This window comes from Pedobacter sp. SYP-B3415 (assembly GCF_004138205.1).
In the GTDB taxonomy this organism is placed as follows: Bacteria; Bacteroidota; Bacteroidia; order Sphingobacteriales; family Sphingobacteriaceae; genus Pedobacter.
Genome location: NZ_RXNQ01000001.1, coordinates 186,261 through 202,775, shown reverse-complemented (window position 1 = coordinate 202,775; position 16,515 = coordinate 186,261). Strand labels below are relative to the sequence as shown.

Sequence of the window (16,515 nt, the reverse complement as noted above, 5' to 3'; positions counted from 1 at the left end):
ACCGCCGTAAATATAGGTTTTTCCGCTAGGGGGTGGAAAAAGGCATCGCCTTGTACATAGGTAACGTAAGAAAAAAGGAACTGCCTTTATCTGGACCTTTACTGCGGGCCCAGACCTGGCCACCATGTAATTCTACCAGCATTTTAACAATAGATAAACCCAGGCCGTTTGAACGTTCATGCGCTGTGGGCACCGAGCTGAGCCTGGCGAATCTGACAAAGACTTTTTGAAGATCTTCTTCGGTCATTCCGACGCCCTGGTCGCGAAACTCAATTGTGGCCATGTTTTCAGATGATTCAACTATCAGCCGGATTTCAGCGTCACGGTGAGAATACTTAATGGCATTACTTAAAAGGTTATCCAATACATCCTGGATACGTTCCCTGTCTATATATAAGGTCAGACCGGCCGGTTGTATAATGTGCAGTTTCTGTTTCTTGTTATTCAGGGATAATTCGAACGTGTTTTTTAGTGTTTCTGTCAAGTCCGAGAACAGTACCGGCTGCTCGACAAGGTAGATGCCTTCATTGTCTATCTTGGCTTCATTAAGTACATTATTCAGATGCTGCTCTACACTTTTTGCGGCCGTCTCAATCTTATTCGATATTTCAGAAACCCGTTCAACCGCAAGCATTTTGCGCCCCATGATCTGGGCATACATTGAAATTGATGTGATCGGGTTTTTCATGTCGTGCACCATGCGGTGCAGACGGTCATCATAGGCCCTGATTGTCCGCCTCCCTGCAAGCCGTGTTTCGAGTTTTTCTATGACGATGAAAGACAGCAGTTCCAGCATTTCAAGCTGCTCCGCTGTTATGTCATTGCGGGGTTTTGTATCTGTGACGCAAACCGTTCCTATTCTGTGGCCGTCTGAGGTGATGATGGGAGCACCCGCATAAAAAATGATTTCCTGCTCAAGCAGTGCTTCCAGATCATATTCATCGCTTTCCAGCTGCCGCGTATCAAGAATCAGTGTAGGGCGCTCACTTTCAATTGCAATCGAACACAAACTTTCAATGCGCGTAAATTCGCGATACCGGGAATTTATTGTGCTTGATTTTAAAAATACCCTGTCGGCATCAACAAAAGTGATGAAGCCTGCATGCGCCACGAAAAGTCGCTGGGCAAGCCTGGCCACAGTATCAAAAGAAGCCTCCGGCGGAGTGTCCAGAATCTCGTACCGGTGCAGTTTCTTTACGCGTGATGCTTCATTTACAGGTGAAAGGTGTTCTGCCTGCTTTTTGTTTTTCATAGTTAGGTTTCCCCTGTACAGGTAATTTACTAAGGTCTTTAAAGATAAGATATTAGATGAAAAAAAGCTAAACGGCGTCGGATAAGGCCTGGTTCACTGCTACGGAACGGCTCCGGGATAGGTAGTATGGTTTGAAATACTGCCTTTTATTGAGTCATAGCCTCCAAATTTTTATATTCGCCCGAAAAATTAATTTGAGTCATGCATGCAGATATAAAAGTAGTGGCTTTTGATGCGGACGATACACTTTGGGCAAATGAAGGGTATTTCCAGGAAGTTGAACAGACCTACTATGAACTCATGGCGGGATACGCTTCAAAACAGGAACTGAGCCGTACCCTGCACGAAACGATTCTTGCGAACCTGCCGCTATACGGCTACGGAACAAAGGGTTTTATTTTATCTATGACCGAAGCAGCCCTTGCTGCAAGCGGAGATAACCTGCCGGGGGCGCTCTTGCGGCAAATTCTTGAGCTTGGAAAGAAACAGATTAACCAGCCGGTAGAACTGCTGGAAGGTGTTGAGCAAGTGCTTGCTGCACTAAGGCCTAAGTACAGGCTGGTTCTCGCTACCAAGGGTGATTTGCTTGACCAGGAACGAAAGCTGCGCAAGTCAGGATTGATGCCGTACTTCCACCACATAGAGATCATGTCTGAAAAAGATGAGGGCAATTACAGCAAGCTGATCAAACACCTTGATATAGAGGCTTCACAACTGTTGATGATCGGTAATTCGCTGAAATCAGACGTGCTGCCCGTGCTCAAAATCGGGGGTTATGCCATTCATGTTCCCTATCACATTACCTGGGCCCACGAAATGGTTGATCACGATATTGACGATGACCGCATGGCTGTCGTTGAGCGTATTACTGATGTCTTGAAGATCGTGTGAGGGGGCAATGAGATCAAAGAAAAAGAACAAAGAGGCAAGACCGTTGCTGAGTTGAAAGTAAAAAGTTGAAAGTATAAAGCCCTGGGCGCCTGACTCCTCACGAGACCAAAGAAAATGGAAAAAGGATGAAAGACCGCTCTAAGTTAAAAGTAAAAAGTTGAAAGTATAAAGCCCTGGGCGCTGCCCCCTCACGAGACCAAAGAAAATGTAAAAAGGATGAAAGACCGCTCTGAGTTGAAAGTCAAAAGTGAAAAGTTGAAAGCCCTGGGCACCTGACTCCTCACGAGACCAAAGAAAATGGAAAAAGGATGAAAGACCGCTCTGAGTTGAAAGTAAAAAGTTGAAAGTATAAAGCCCCTGGGCGCCTAACCCCTCAATACGCCATACTGGCCGAGGGGTTCTGCACCCTGTCCAAATACGAACTACGAATACCTATGTACTACTGCAGGTCTCAGGACTCAAATCTCACATCTCAAATCCGGCAGAAGTGCGCCACGTCTAAATACGAACTACGAATACCTATCCACTATTAAGGTCTCATATCTCAACAGGAAGGCCTATAAAAAAAAGAAGGGATAACCCTATCCAGGCATTATCCCAATCTAACCAAATATAAACCTGTTATGAGCCAGGCTTGCCTTTACAGGTTTGCGTAGTACTCGACAAATTTTGCCAGGGCTGATGAATATCCCCACTCATTGTCATACCACGAAACCACTTTAACGAAGTTGTCGTTCAGGGCGATGCCTGCTTTTGCATCAAAAATAGATGCATGATCGTCTCCGATAAAGTCAGATGAAACCACTTCATCTTCTGTATATCCTAATACGCCTTTCAGATCGCCTTCAGAGGCTTCTTTCATGGCTTGTTTAATTTCTTCGTAAGTAGCCGGTTTTTCCAGACGAACTGTCAAATCCACTACTGAAACGTCTGCTACCGGTACCCGGAATGCCATCCCTGTCAGTTTGCCTTTCAGTTCAGGAATTACTTTTGTAACCGCTTTTGCTGCGCCGGTTGCAGAAGGAATGATGTTCTGGTAAGCACCACGACCACCTCTCCAGTCTTTAGCAGACGGGCCGTCAACAGTTTTCTGCGTAGCAGTAACCGCGTGTACGGTACTCATCAGACCTTCAGCGATACCCCATTTTTCGTGTAATACCTTTGCAATAGGAGCAAGGCAGTTGGTTGTACATGACGCATTTGAAACGGCAGTCTGATCTGCAGTAAGTTTGTCATGATTTACACCCATTACATACGTTGGGATTGACTCGTCTTTTGCCGGTGCAGAGAAAACTACTTTTTTCGCACCTGCAGCAATGTGTTTATCGGCATCCGCCTGAGTCAGGAATAAACCTGTCGATTCTATAACAACTTCCACGCCAACTTCGTTCCATTTCAAGTTTGCAGGATCTTTTTCTGCGGTAACGCGGATGGTTTTTCCGTTTACAACGAGATTTCCGTCTACAACTTCGATCGTACCATCAAATTTTCCATGAGTTGAATCATATTTCAGCATATATGCCATATAATCCGGCTCAATAAGGTCATTTATTGCAACAACATCCAGTCCTCTTTTCAGTGCAGCCTTAAAAACAAGCCGACCGATACGACCGAAGCCGTTAATTCCAATTTTTTTGCTCATGGTTTGTGTCTAGTTTGTATAAAATTTTAATAAATTATATATAGGTTCCTTGGTAATCGTTTTGATCTTTAATCCAAACCCATCTGCCACTTTTTCCAGCTCTTTGCCAAAATTTCCTGCCACGATACCGACAAAATGTATCTCGGCGCTTTTATGTTTTGCTGCCATCGGCGCCAGGTAAGTTTCAATATACCGGCTGAACGACAGCGTCAAATTTTTACTGATGTACTCATGCTCCCGGTTCCTGATATAAAAATCAAGAAAGGAACTTAGAAACACCTGCGGATTTGGCTTGCGGTAAACCTTTTCCAGAATCAATGTCCGGTCAAGCTTGAACTCATGATCCATCCGTTTCTGAAGATCAGCCGGAAGTTTCGCTCCGATCAGATCACGCATCAGCATAATACCGAGGTTGTTTGATGACCCTTCATCACCAAGCACAAAGCCCAGGCCGAAGTTGTTCTTTTTGGTCTTTTTCCCGTCGAAATATGCACAGTTCGAACCGCTTCCCAGCGTGCAGATAATGCCTGGCTGTTCACCGCATGCCGCGATGGCTGCGCCATGAATGTCGCTTTCTACCGAGATCCTGCTGTTGCGGAAAAACTCTTTCAGATTGGCAGACAATTCGCGCTGACGCGCGGCTGAAGAAGCGCCGGCTGCAAAAAAGTAAATTTTGCGAATGTTTTCAGCATAATTTACCAGCACACTTTCTTTATTCAAAACCTGCAAAGTCGCTTTTTTATCAGCGAAGCAGGGATTGATACCAGCTGTTCTGCATTCAGCAACCAGGGTTTTGCCGTCGGTTATTTTCCAGTAAGCAAACCTTGAACCGCTGTATACAATGGCTGTCATGTTCTTTAAATCGACAGTACCGATGCCATTTCCAATAAGTCATCTTCCAGCTTGAAGGTATGGGTGTTCAGGGCTTCGTCAAGGCTTGTCAGCTTAACTTCATTGCCCCTTAATCCAACCATCTGGCGGGTTTCACCGTTCAGAAGCGCGTTGACTGCGGCAAAGCCGAGCCTGCTGCCCAGAATACGGTCAAAACTGCTCGGGCTGCCACCACGCTGCAGGTGACCTAAAATAGTCACTTTGGTGTCGTAGTGATCAAACCGTTCCTCAACCTGTTTGGCAATTTCATAGGCACCTCCGTGCTTATGTCCTTCTGCAACGATAACGATGCTCGAAGATTTTTTCGTAGATGCCCCACACTCCAGTTTTGAGATCAGGTCTTCTACACTTGTAAATTTTTCCGGTAACAGAATCGCTTCTGCGCCGCTCGCAATACCGCTTCTTAATGCGATGCAGCCTGAATCCCGGCCCATCACTTCTATAAAGAACAACCGGTCGTGCGAGTCTGCGGTATCCCTGATCTTGTCGATGGCTTCAATTACGGTATTGATGGCCGTATCGTAGCCAAGGGTAAAATCAGATCCGTAAAGGTCATTATCTATTGTACCGGGAATACCGATTACTTTAACGTCAAATTTTTCTGAAAACCTCTTGGCGCCGGTAAACGTGCCATCGCCACCAATCACAACCAATGCATCAATGTCATTGGCCTGTAGATTACGGTAAGCCGTTTCCATACCTTCGTCAGTTTTGAACTCAAGGCAACGGGCCGTTTTCAAAATTGTGCCGCCCATGTGCAGAATATTGCTCACAGACCGTGCATTCATCGGGATGATATTGTTTTCGATCAGTCCACGGTATCCCTGTTGTACACCAAACATATTTCTACCATGGAAGATCCCGGTTCGGATCACCGCTCTGATTCCTGCATTCATTCCCGGCGCGTCACCCCCGGAAGTAAGTACAGCTATGTTTTTGATATTTGGCTTCATTTGAAAGCACGAATATAGTGTGTATTTTTTACACTAAGTAATTTTTTTTGTAATTTTTTGTGTAATCTTGCAACAAGTGCATTTATTTTGTCCACCAAATTAAAGAAAATATTTTGAAGGAAGGTTTAGCTCAGTTCAATTCGGTTTTTTCGATTGACTGTGTCATTTTCGGTTTCGATGGAGGTGAGTTAAAAATACTCCTGATAGAGCGTGCCGAAGAGCCGTTCAAAGACTGGTGGGCCTTGCCGGGCAACCTGGTCAGCGAAGATCAGAGCCTGGATCAGTCCGCTTCTTCGATTCTTACCAGCCTTACCGGGCTGCGCGATATTTACATGGAGCAGTACTATGCTTTTGGCGATCCAGGCAGGCACCCGCAGGGTCGTGTAGTTACGCTTGCCTATTACGCGCTGATCCGCCTGGGCGGCGAGAAAGAGCTTCATCCGGTAACCAGTTATGCAAAGCGAGCTGTATGGTGGTCTGTTAATGACCTGCCAAAACTGGCTTTTGACCATAAGAAAATTTTCGACAAGGGGCTTGAGAAAATCAAGCGCCGCATCAAACATCAGCCCATTGCTTTTGAACTGCTTCCTGAGAAGTTCACGCTTACACAGCTTCAGCATGTTTATGAACTCATCCTGGGCAAAAAACTCGATAAACGTAATTTTCGTAAAAAAATGCTGAGCTTTTCGGTACTCCGCGAACTCAACGAAAAACAAAAGGGCGTTTCCTACCGCGCTGCTACCCTGTACAAATTTGACCGCCGCAAATACGCTAAGTTATTTGGGAAGGAGATATCTTTTTAGATTTCAGTCTGGAGGTTGTCGAGACGGTATATAGGTATTCGTAGTTCGTATTTAGACGTGGCGCACATCTTCTGGATTTGAGATGTGAGATTTGAGTCTTGAGACGTGCAGTAGTACATAGGTATTCGTAGTTCGTATTTGGACAGGGTGCAGAACCCCTCGGCCAGTATGGCGTCTTGAGGGTTTAGGCGCTCAGGGCTTTCAACTTTTCACTTTTGACTTTTAACTTAGAGCGGTCTTTCATCCTTTTTCTTTTTTCTTTGGTATCGTGGAGGGGTCAGGCGCCAAGTGCTTTCAACTTTTCACTTTTGACTTTCAACTCAGAGCGGTCTTCATCCTTTTTCCATTTTCTTTGGTCTCGTGAGGGTTAGGCGCTCAGGGCTTTCAACTTTTCACTTTTGACTTTCAACTCAGAGCGGTCTTCATCCTTTTTCCATTTTCTTTGGTCTCGTGAGGGTTAGGCGCTCAGGGCTTTCAACTTTTCACTTTTGACTTTTACTTAGAGCGGTCTTTCATCCTTTTTCTTTTTTCTTTGGTCTCGTGAGGAGTCAGGCGCCCAGTGCTTTCAACTTTTCACTTTTGACTTTCAACTCAGAGCGGTCTTTCATCCTTTTTACATTTTCTTTGGTCTCGTGAGGGGGCAGCGCCCAGGGCTTTATACTTTCAACTTTTTACTTTCAAATCAGCAACGGTCTTGCCTCTTTGTTCTTTTTCTTTGGTCGCCCTGCTTAAAAGCTCGGTACTTCTAGCCAAAAAAAAACCGGGCTAAACCCGGTTTGTATCTTAGTGCTTCAATTAAGCCTTGGTTGCTGTAAGGTGGTAGGCTACCAGGTCATCTATCGGTGAGCGGATAATTTTGCCGACGCCCATCTCATAACGGTCTGCTACAATGCTCAGGATGTCGCGGAAGCTGTAACCAACCGAACCAACGCAATTCAGTTTGTGGTCTTTGTAGTTCGGGTAATGGATCACCAGGTTCTCGAAAAATGCGGTGAAGGCATAATCGATCGTTGCAAAGGTATAATCTTCAAAGCTGTCTTTGAAGTCGTACAAAAACTTGCTAAAGCTCGCGCAGAAACGGTTTGGTAGCGGTTTGTTGTAAATTTGTTCAAAGATATCTTCATTGGTCAGGGCATAGTTATCGTAAAAAGCTTCACGCAGTCCCTTCGGCATATACCCTTTCATGTAATCAGCCAGGATACGTTTGCCTATGAAAGATCCGCTGCCCTCATCGCCCAGGAAATAGCCAAGAGAATCAATGTTCAGCGTGATGTCCTTTCCGTCGTAAAGACAGCTGTTTGTTCCGGTGCCCAGGATGGCGGCAAATCCGGCTTCGTTGCCAAGCAGTGCGCGGCAGGAAGCCAGAAGGTCATGACCTACATGAATCTGTGCATTTACGAAAACCTTCTCCATCGCATCAGATACTATTTTTTGGTTCGCAGGGGTCGAACAACCGGCTCCATAGTAATATACTTCGGTCAGCTTCTCCCGCTCCAGGTGATCCGGCAGCGACTCATTAAGCGATTTGGTGATATACTCGGTTTTTGAAAAGTACGGATTGTAACCTTCTGTGTTGAAATAAATCTTTCGTCCTGCTTCATTGATCAGGCACCAATTGGTTTTAGTTGACCCTCCGTCGGCAATTACTATCATCTTTGTTTTAGTTTTTACGGCGCAATAAAAGTAAAAATTCTCTAATTAAATACCCGCCGGTGTAAAAAAAATCAAAATGTGTATTATTGACGTGTTAATAAACAACTCATTATCTGTTAATTATCTTGCATAAGTGTGTACAGAATTCATTGTGTAAAAAATACACTATTAAATAATTAAGCGGGAAAAAAGCAATATTTGTGTCTCTGTCGCAACCGGCAGCTAATTCATACAACAACACATGCAAGAGAAGATAGACCTGAGGAGCGATACGGTTACCAGGCCCACGCCCGGAATGCTTGAGGCCATGTTCAGCGCCAAAGTTGGCGATGACGTGTTTGGAGAGGATGAAACCGTTCGGGCACTTGAAGAGAAAGCGGCGGGAATATTCGGAATGGAAGCGGGGTTATTTTGCCCGTCGGGTACGATGACCAACCAGATAGCGATCAAATATTTTACCAGGCCCATGGATGAAGTGATCTGCGACCAGACAGCACATGTTTACCGCTATGAGGTAGGCGGCATTGCCTGGAATTCGGCGGCATCTGTGCGGTTACTTCACGGCGACAGGGGCATCCTGAGTCCTGAGCTTATCGAACCGGAAATCAATGAAGACAATATTCATTATCCCGATTCTACGCTGGTTGTACTTGAAAATACCGTGAATAAGGGTGGAGGAGCCTGCTACCACCTTAACCAGATCGAGCCGATCCATAACCTCTGCAGCATAAAGGGTATCAAACTGCACCTGGACGGCGCGCGGGTTTTTAACGCGCTTGTGGCTACCGGCGACAAAGCGCTACAGTACGGGCGGTATTTTGATGGTATTTCAGTTTGCCTGTCTAAAGGCCTGGGCGCACCGGTTGGTTCTGTACTGCTCGGATCAAAAGACATGATAGCGCGATGCAAGAAAATTCGTAAAGCCATGGGCGGAGGTATGCGACAGGCAGGCTTTCTTGCTGCAGCAGGGATCTATGCGCTTGACAACCATGTAGACAGGCTGCGTGAAGATCATGTGCATGCGCACGCCATCGCCGAAGCGCTTGCCGGTACAAATTGGGTAAGGTCTGTGCTCCCTGCCGAAACCAATATCGTGCTTTTCGACCTCGATCCGCGTATCCATGCTCAAAACGTGGTGCGGCAGCTGGGCGATAAGGGCCTGCTCTGCAACGCTACCGGACCGCATAGCATCAGGATGGTTACGCATCTGGATGTAAGCAGCGCGCAGGTGGACAGGGCACGAGAAATTATCTTAGATTTGGAATACTAGACTGGACGCTATCCCGACACCCCGGGGGAATGGCTCTACACCTGTTTGATAACCGTTCAAAAAATAAAAGATGAAAATTGAGAAGATACTTGTGGCCAACAGGGGGGAGATCGCCCTCCGCATTATGCGCTCTGCGCGCGAAATGGGAATCGCTACAGTAGCAATTTTCTCAGATGCCGACCGTGAGGCCTTGCATGTCAGGTATGCGGATGAGGCCATTTGCGTCGGAGCGCCGGCATCGGCTGAGTCTTACCTGAATATTGATAAGGTCATTGCAGCAAGTTTGAAGACCGGCGCGCAGGCTATTCATCCCGGCTATGGTTTTTTATCTGAAAATCCGGCCTTTGCCCGCGCCGTTCGTGATGCAGGCCTTATCCTGATCGGGCCTTCGCCAGAGGCTATGGAGATCATGGGAAACAAGCTGGCAGCGAAGGCCGCGGCACTAAAATACGGGATACCCATGGTGCCAGGCACTGAGCAGGCTGTAACTGATGTTGCCGAAGCCAAAGCGCGGGCGGCTGAAGTCGGGTACCCCATCCTGATCAAAGCTGCAGCCGGCGGCGGCGGTAAGGGTATGCGCATTGTGCGCGATGCAGGGAGCTTCGAAGAGCAGATGCAGCTGGCGGTTAGCGAGGCCACGACGGCATTTGGCGATGGCGCAGTGTTTATTGAGCGGTATGTCTCCTCGCCGCGACATATCGAGATCCAGGTGCTCGGCGACAGCCATGGCAATATTGTTCACCTGTTTGAACGCGAATGTTCAATACAGCGGCGACATCAGAAGGTTGTCGAAGAAGCCCCCTCTTCGGTGCTTACACCAGAATTACGCGAACAGATGGGGAGGTGTGCAGTCGATGTGGCGCGGTCGGTCAGTTATACGGGAGCCGGAACGGTTGAGTTTATCCTCGACGAAAAGCTTAACTTTTTTTTCCTGGAGATGAATACGCGTTTGCAGGTGGAACATCCGGTAACGGAACTGATCACCGGTGTCGACCTGGTTAAGGAACAGATTCGCATCGCAGCGGGTGAGCCGGTCAGCTTCAACCAGGAGGAACTCAGCATACGCGGTCATGCGGTTGAGCTGCGGGTATATGCTGAAGACCCGGCAAATAACTTTCTTCCGGACATCGGAACCTTACAAACCTATAAGACGCCTCAGGGACCGGGCATACGTGTCGACGATGGTTTTGAACAGGGGATGGATATCCCGATCTACTACGACCCAATGATCGCAAAACTTATTACATATGGAGGCGACCGGAACGAAGCGATTTCCCGTATGCAGCGCGCCATTGCGGAGTATGACATTACCGGGATACAAACAACGCTTGGCTTTGGTAGTTTTGTCATGCAGCATGAGGCCTTCCGGTCGGGAAACTTTGATACTCATTTTGTAGAAAAGTTTTTTAGGCCGGAATTTCTTACTGCTTCTGAAGAAGAGGAGGCGCTCGTAGCAGCGATTGCCGCCCTGTCTTACCTGAAAGAGCGCAGATCTGCACCAGTAGCAGCTACGGCCCAGGCAGCAGAAAACAATTGGATACGTAACCGCAGACAGCTGCGGTAATAAAAAACTTAGGACGACAAACGTGTTTACAGGAATTATAGAAGCGCTCGGTACAGTCCGGGAAATCAGTGCCGAGGGCAGCAACCTTCATTTTATCATCGAATCCGAAATCAGTTCAGGTTTAAAAATCGACCAGAGTGTGGCCCACAATGGCGTATGCCTTACGGTGACAGCAGTAGAGGGCAATACGCATACCGTAACAGCGATCGAAGAAACGCTTCATAAGTCGGCTCTGGGCCGGCTACAGGTCGGCAATATGGTTAACCTTGAGCGCTGTATGCTGATGAATGCCCGGCTTGACGGTCATATAGTGCAGGGGCACGTAGACCAGACTGCTGTATGTGAGTATGTAAAAGAGATGGATGGCAGCTGGGAGTTCCGTTTCAGTTATGATCCTGCAGGCGGCAATGTAACCGTCGAGAAGGGGTCTGTCTGTGTAAATGGTATCAGCCTCACAGTCGTGAATTCAGAAGCCTCGTCATTTTCGGTGTTTATTATTCCTTACACGTTCGACCATACAAGCATTGGCAAAATCGTTCCGGGCGATCTGGTAAACCTGGAGTTCGATATTATTGGCAAATACGTGGCGCGGCTGATGGGCGGCGTGAACCGTTCCGCAATGGATTAGAAAAGTTCTGGCTGTTGCTGCGGATTGCGGTTATACTTGTCGCGGTATGCCTTTGGTGTAAGTCCGGTGTTTCGCTTGAATAATTTCCTGAAGGTTTTTGGGTCGCTGTAACCGCAACGGAACATCACATCTGAAATGCCTTCATTTCTGTCTTCTTCAAGCATTTGTCTGGCAGCTTCGATACGTGTGCGCTGCAGGTATTCAATGGGGGTTAGATTCAACGCTTTTTTAAACCTTCTCAAAAGGTTTCTTTTACAGGATGGAAGGCTGTCTGTCATGTCTTCAATGGTCACAGACGGCTTGCTAAAGGCCGCCTCAATCTTTTCCTGCAGCGCAATGACCAGTTCGTCGCCATGAGCGCGTTCGGGCTGGATAACGCCAAAATAAGATTGCCCGATCCGGTCAATATCAATGGCGAAAAATTTAGCCACTTTAACAGCCATCGGTTTTCCGCAATATTTCTCGATGAGGTAGATCAGCAGGTGGAAGGTACTGGTTGCTCCGCCGCCGGTATAAATTCCGTTCTCATGGGTGATAACCGCAGAGACATCAAGCTGAACTTCAGGGAAAAGCATGGAGAAGGGACGGCTCATTTGAATATGAGTCGTTGCCCTGCGGTTGTTTAACAGTCCCGTTTCTGCAAGCAGGAATGCGCCGGTGCAGAAACTCGCAACCTGAGTGCCGCGTGCCTGCAGCTCGCGGATTACAGGGATAAAGGACCTGTTCTCCGAAAGGGCCGCCCGGATGTCGGTGGTTTCAAAGGCCGGAATCAGCAGGAGACTTGGCTGTGTATTCGCACCCGGTTCAACGCGGCGATACTTCTTATACAGCGTGGCCGCTGTATGATCGCCCGCAAGACCCGTTATCCCGACATCAAAAAACGGCCGACCCGTTTCCTGTTCATGAAAAAAGTTAACGGTATCTAATACGTCGAGAATGACAGCGGTGCTGATCAGCCGGTGTTTTGCCGTAATGAGTAAGAGTACGTTGATCATAGTCGGGGCTTCGGCACCAAGATACGGATTTCGGCGCATTGGTCCATGGATGGTAGATCCCGGCCAATAAGCACGGACCATGGCCTACCGGATATAATCCCGGTCTTCGTCGCTCAGGCCATCGGCGGGAGCACTTTTTGTTGTGGTGCTGTCAATGCGGTCGTCGTAGCTCGTGACAGTTGTTTTTGGTCTGCCTACCAGGAAACCAAGAATAAAGCCGATTACCACGCAAACGCCGATGACAAGCAGTTTCGAAACGGGAACATCCTCGACAAACAGGAAGTTAAAATCTACCGCGTCGGTATTAACCATCAGGAAAACGGTTACGAGGACCGTAAAGATGATAATGAAGATAGTTTTTGCACTCATTTTATAGATGTTTAAAAGCTGTAATTAAAAGAAAATTCTAATATCGGCTTTTGATTATAAATTCTGTTCACAAACACCGCTCTGGCGCCGAGGTCTATAACAGGTTGATACCGCAAAAGGTTCATGCTGCTCATCAATTCAAAGCCAAAAGTTTTTGGTTCTGATAAATTCGTGTCTTTGGCGATGTTCTCATAGTGTGAAAACAAACCACCCCGAATATTCCTGATGTAGGCAAGCGGTCCAATCTCCCAGTCAGGAAAAGCTATAGGAAAACGATAATTTAGCAAAAGGGTGTTTTGGAGTGTGCTTCTTGCGCGAATGTTATTGTACCCGTATACGGTGGGTATGCCAACGGCGAAACGGTTGGCTCCTTCGGCCTGCTGATAACTGAAGCTGGCCAGTGTGGAATGATTTTTCAGCAGTCCGGGAAAATAGAAGAAACTTTCCAGCGATAGGATATGACCTGGAAGAGCCTTATCGAACGGCTGGTGGTCGTAGCCAAATCTCACGATCTGTGCAAACTTTGGCGCAATATCGCGTTCCGCCCGGCGAACCTGGTGAGAGAATGAAAAAGCATACTCAAGCGGAAATTGCTGGCTGCTGGCAAAGCTGGCTGGAAGATTCTGAAATGCATAGCGCTCCGTATAACTCGTGCCGGCCTGGGCCGAAAAACTGTAGTTGTGGTTGCCTGCATTAACAGATAATGGAAGGGATGCGCTTAGTTTAACATAATTTTCGCGCCAGTCGCCCTGTTGCATGACGCCTCGGTTGCTGTAGAAGGTCCTGCGTGGACGGTTCCGGTAGAGTACGCTGATCACGGGGTATAACGCACGGTAGTAAATATCCGCCGTGTACTCAAAACGTTTCAGATCGCTGTGGTATTTAGCCGCGCTGTAAACGCTAAACGTGTTCAGCAGATTGTCTGACTGAAGCTCCAGCCCGGCAGTGTTCCGGTCGTCAACGATGGGGACAATGCTGTGGAAATTTAAAAGATCTGCAAAGCGGCTGTATTTTGAAGAAGTCCTCGGCTCCTGGGTGACGGGCTCTTCAAAAATATTTCCGGTTGCCTCCTGAGCTGTAGCGGCGGCGGCAAAAAACGGAAAGTTACTTTGCGGAACCGCGGCTGGATCAAACTTAGTTTCTGCAATGGTCATGCCGGTCGCCGTGTAATTGTTAAACACAAGCAGGTTGCCGCCTGCCGGGGAAGGGTTAAAAGCGCCGTATTTAGAGGCTGTCAGAGCGCTTATCTCTTTCGATTTGATGTCCAGCATGTAAATGTTGTCAACGCCGCTGTAATGGGCGTTAAATGCGATATTTTCTCCGACATACACGGGTCTGCCCAGTTGTTGCCTTTCAAACGGGGTAAGTTGCTTGGTTTCATTTCTGCTGTTAACTTCAAAGATTGCCTTGCCTTTTTCGCTTACCGCGATGTAGGCGATGCGCCTGCCTGACTGGTCAAATGCCGGCGTCTGGAGAATGTGGTTTTCCGGGTTTTGAAAGGTCTTCAGAACCCCTCCGTTTATGCCGTCTAAAACGACGAGTTTGAACTCATTTTTAAGGTCGACACTGACCGCAACAATCTGTTTGCCGTCGGCCGAAAATGACGGCGAAAAAAGCCGTGATCTGCTGCTTATTTTTTGTGTCTTTTTTGTGCTGAAATCGTAGCTGCAAATCACGCTGTAAGTTCGCTGTTTGTAGCGTGGATCTTCGCGGATTTCATCCCATACAATTTTGCCGGCGGCATAGCTGAACCAGGGCAGTTCCTGACGTCCGATTCCGACGAGACGTTTCTCATTTTTGTTTGAATCGATCACAACAAAATGCGGCGGCTCGGCCTTGCTGCTTTTTAATGCAAGGACTTCTCCGGAAGGAAGGCGAACCGGCAGGTGGTAGTCAGTTGCAAACCGGGGACGCCTCTGTAACTCCGGATAATTTTCAACCGGCGTGGCTGCGGCCTGGGAAGACCATTGGGCAGCGGCTCGCTCCTGACTGGCGAGGAAATGCCGGCGCGTCGTCTGGCCGGTTAGCTTTTTCAGGCTTTGCGAAAACGGGTAAGGTCTGAAGGGGCGCTCTTTAATGTCAGCCAAAAGGCTGTCACTGAAAAACTGGCCTGACTGATTTCTGAGATCGGCCATCAACACGTAACCCAGTTGATAGTAGCCGGGAGTCACATCCCGGTTAGAACCGAAGTACGCTTTGCTGTAACTGTATCGTTTTCCTTCAAGCACATTTGCACGCCAGGCCATAATCCATGAAGGCTGTCGCCCGCGTCCCGACATTGTAAGGGCGGTCTCATTCACAACAGCATCGCCTTCGAAAAACCAGGTTGGAATGCTCAGTCCGAACCAGGCAAAATAAATCATTTCAGGAAAGGGCTTGCGCTGAGAGTCTGTCAATTTGTCAAACTGCGCGATGTGCCTGAGTTCATGCACAGCCAGGTTGTTCAGCCAGTCCTGGCTGTCGAATGCCTGGGGCGGAGTAGTAAAGAACTCAGACTTCCGCGGACCCAGTTGCACAAAGCCGTTTGCAATCACACCCCGGTTCTGCAACAGGATAGGAATGCGCGTTCCTTTTAGCCGGTAGCCAGCTGCAATAGAGGGGTAGATTGCTGGTAGGGTAGTGGCCATTCTTTGTGCGTTAGTCTCCAGCTCAACGGGGTAAATGATCCGGAAGCCTCCGCTGTCAATTTTTCTCCATTTTACACTAAGCGGATTTTGGGCCGAGGGGAAGAGTTGCGCATTTGAGTGTAGCGCATAAAAAGTTGATATAAATAAGCTTAAAATGCTGATCGTATGTTTATTAAATGGATTCATATGCGGCCGTTCCCGTGTATGCTAAAAATATTAGTATTTTAAACTTTAGTTCTATTCTTTAAATTCATTAAAAATTTAAGTTAAAGCAAATCAAAATCCTGATAATGATGAAAATGTGATCTTGGTTAATCCAGTCGTAATCTTATAAAAACGTCTCGAAAATTCTCCATTATTCAATTTTAAATCCATCATGAAGCTGAAATTATCTGATTCTACTTTGAGGTGCTGAAAATACACTAATTAATCGGATTGCCGGCGCCTTGCGTGATTATTTCCAAATGTAATGTGTAGTTTATGTAAGCCTTTATTAGCGTTAAGCGACTCAATATTGCCGGTATTAATCGTTGTTGAAATGATTGCCGGACCGATCAGTGTGGGCGATAAACTCTGCAAAATTTATAGGTTTTGCTAACGGCATTATCAGTGAAAGCTCAGCGGATAAAATATTTCAGTCACCTTTTTTTGCGATAATCCGGCCTTCTGTAATGTTGCTTTCTGCCACGAATTGACCTGAAAAGCGCACATTACTGATATCGTTTCTGGTCATATGGAAGTAGGGTATGCTGCCATGTTGACATGGTTTATAGGGATGCTAACATCAACTGAAAAATGGAAGTTGCAGGCTTTTTGAGCCGAAAAGAGCGCGTGCCCGGCGGCACTTAGCGAAGGTAATAATTCAGGTTATCTGGAATCGTTCGGGAGTCGCTATGTACGCTTCGTGGGGGTATAGCGACATGTAAAGTCCTCGGAATGTTTCCAGCCTGAAAGGTCGTGTCTAGGGTTCTCAAAGG

Annotated in this window: 13 protein-coding genes; 5 read left to right on the top strand and 8 right to left on the bottom strand. The window is 47.2% G+C overall.

Translation table 11 applies throughout. From position 1 onward, the window contains the following. Nucleotides 1–25 precede the first annotated feature (25 nt). Nucleotides 26–1,252: a GAF domain-containing sensor histidine kinase gene (locus tag EJV45_RS00885; RefSeq protein ID WP_129713728.1), complete on the bottom strand. Its 1,227-nt coding sequence runs from the start codon at nt 1,250–1,252 to the stop codon at nt 26–28. 201 nt (nt 1,253–1,453) lie between these two features. On the opposite strand from EJV45_RS00885, the gene EJV45_RS00880 reads away from it, so the two are divergent. Continuing rightward, complete coding sequence (locus EJV45_RS00880) at nt 1,454–2,143, top strand: HAD family hydrolase (protein ID WP_129713727.1); 690 nt, start codon at nt 1,454–1,456, stop codon at nt 2,141–2,143. Nucleotides 2,144–2,783: 640 nt separating this feature from the next. Here the strand turns inward: EJV45_RS00880 and gap are convergent. The 3 genes from gap to pfkA are packed head-to-tail and all read right to left on the bottom strand — an operon-like array spanning nt 2,784 to nt 5,629. Next, entirely contained in the window at nt 2,784–3,785 is a 1,002-nt protein-coding gene (gap, locus tag EJV45_RS00875) for a type I glyceraldehyde-3-phosphate dehydrogenase (RefSeq protein ID WP_129713726.1), read from the bottom strand. 9 nt (nt 3,786–3,794) lie between these two features. Continuing rightward, nucleotides 3,795–4,637 (bottom strand): hypothetical protein, encoded by an 843-nt coding sequence (locus EJV45_RS00870; RefSeq protein ID WP_129713725.1) that lies wholly within the window; start codon nt 4,635–4,637, stop codon nt 3,795–3,797. Nucleotides 4,638–4,642: 5 nt separating this feature from the next. Then, nucleotides 4,643–5,629: a 6-phosphofructokinase gene (gene pfkA, locus EJV45_RS00865; protein ID WP_129713724.1), complete on the bottom strand. Its 987-nt coding sequence runs from the start codon at nt 5,627–5,629 to the stop codon at nt 4,643–4,645. A gap of 113 nt (nt 5,630–5,742) precedes the next feature. On the opposite strand from pfkA, the gene EJV45_RS00860 reads away from it, so the two are divergent. Then, nucleotides 5,743–6,432, top strand: a complete 690-nt coding sequence (locus tag EJV45_RS00860; RefSeq protein ID WP_129713723.1) for an NUDIX domain-containing protein — start codon at nt 5,743–5,745, stop codon at nt 6,430–6,432. 795 nt (nt 6,433–7,227) lie between these two features. On the opposite strand, the gene EJV45_RS00855 is transcribed toward EJV45_RS00860, so the two are convergent. Further along, nucleotides 7,228–8,085: an N-acetylglucosamine kinase gene (locus EJV45_RS00855; RefSeq protein WP_129713722.1), complete on the bottom strand. Its 858-nt coding sequence runs from the start codon at nt 8,083–8,085 to the stop codon at nt 7,228–7,230. A 241-nt stretch (nt 8,086–8,326) separates the two neighbouring features. Between EJV45_RS00855 and EJV45_RS00850 the strand changes: the two genes are divergently transcribed. The 3 genes from EJV45_RS00850 to EJV45_RS00840 all read left to right on the top strand — a co-directional run bounded on the left by EJV45_RS00850 (nt 8,327) and on the right by EJV45_RS00840 (nt 11,547). Beyond that, nucleotides 8,327–9,355, top strand: a complete 1,029-nt coding sequence (locus EJV45_RS00850; protein WP_129713721.1) for a low specificity L-threonine aldolase — start codon at nt 8,327–8,329, stop codon at nt 9,353–9,355. Between the two features lie 70 nt (nt 9,356–9,425). Continuing rightward, nucleotides 9,426–10,919, top strand: coding sequence for an acetyl-CoA carboxylase biotin carboxylase subunit (accC, locus tag EJV45_RS00845; RefSeq protein ID WP_129713720.1), 1,494 nt, complete (start codon nt 9,426–9,428; stop codon nt 10,917–10,919). Nucleotides 10,920–10,941: 22 nt separating this feature from the next. Further along, nucleotides 10,942–11,547, top strand: a complete 606-nt coding sequence (locus tag EJV45_RS00840) for a riboflavin synthase (RefSeq protein WP_129713719.1) — start codon at nt 10,942–10,944, stop codon at nt 11,545–11,547. On the opposite strand, the gene EJV45_RS00835 is transcribed toward EJV45_RS00840, so the two are convergent. From EJV45_RS00835 to EJV45_RS00825, 3 genes are read right to left on the bottom strand one after another with little or no spacing between them, the layout of a single operon-like run. Beyond that, complete coding sequence (locus tag EJV45_RS00835; RefSeq protein ID WP_240755151.1) at nt 11,544–12,623, bottom strand: GlxA family transcriptional regulator; 1,080 nt, start codon at nt 12,621–12,623, stop codon at nt 11,544–11,546. The genes EJV45_RS00840 and EJV45_RS00835 overlap by 4 nt on opposite strands. A gap of 3 nt (nt 12,624–12,626) precedes the next feature. Then, on the bottom strand, nt 12,627–12,911 hold the full coding sequence (locus EJV45_RS00830; RefSeq protein WP_129713718.1) for a lipopolysaccharide assembly protein LapA domain-containing protein: 285 nt from the start codon (nt 12,909–12,911) through the stop codon (nt 12,627–12,629). 11 nt (nt 12,912–12,922) lie between these two features. After that, entirely contained in the window at nt 12,923–15,724 is a 2,802-nt protein-coding gene (locus EJV45_RS00825; RefSeq protein ID WP_129713717.1) for a hypothetical protein, read from the bottom strand. Nucleotides 15,725–16,515: the final 791 nt, after the last annotated feature.

Coding starts and splice junctions, on each gene's coding strand:
- EJV45_RS00880 (WP_129713727.1), top strand. CDS start 1,454: ATGCATGCAGATATAAAAGTAGTGGCTTTTGATGCGGACGATACACTT.
- accC (WP_129713720.1), top strand. CDS start 9,426: ATGAAAATTGAGAAGATACTTGTGGCCAACAGGGGGGAGATCGCCCTC.
- EJV45_RS00885 (WP_129713728.1), bottom strand. CDS start 1,252: ATGAAAAACAAAAAGCAGGCAGAACACCTTTCACCTGTAAATGAAGCA.
- EJV45_RS00830 (WP_129713718.1), bottom strand. CDS start 12,911: ATGAGTGCAAAAACTATCTTCATTATCATCTTTACGGTCCTCGTAACC.
- pfkA (WP_129713724.1), bottom strand. CDS start 5,629: ATGAAGCCAAATATCAAAAACATAGCTGTACTTACTTCCGGGGGTGAC.
- gap (WP_129713726.1), bottom strand. CDS start 3,785: ATGAGCAAAAAAATTGGAATTAACGGCTTCGGTCGTATCGGTCGGCTT.
- EJV45_RS00855 (WP_129713722.1), bottom strand. CDS start 8,085: ATGATAGTAATTGCCGACGGAGGGTCAACTAAAACCAATTGGTGCCTG.
- EJV45_RS00835 (WP_240755151.1), bottom strand. CDS start 12,623: ATGGTCCGTGCTTATTGGCCGGGATCTACCATCCATGGACCAATGCGC.
- EJV45_RS00870 (WP_129713725.1), bottom strand. CDS start 4,637: ATGACAGCCATTGTATACAGCGGTTCAAGGTTTGCTTACTGGAAAATA.
- EJV45_RS00850 (WP_129713721.1), top strand. CDS start 8,327: ATGCAAGAGAAGATAGACCTGAGGAGCGATACGGTTACCAGGCCCACG.
- EJV45_RS00825 (WP_129713717.1), bottom strand. CDS start 15,724: ATGAATCCATTTAATAAACATACGATCAGCATTTTAAGCTTATTTATA.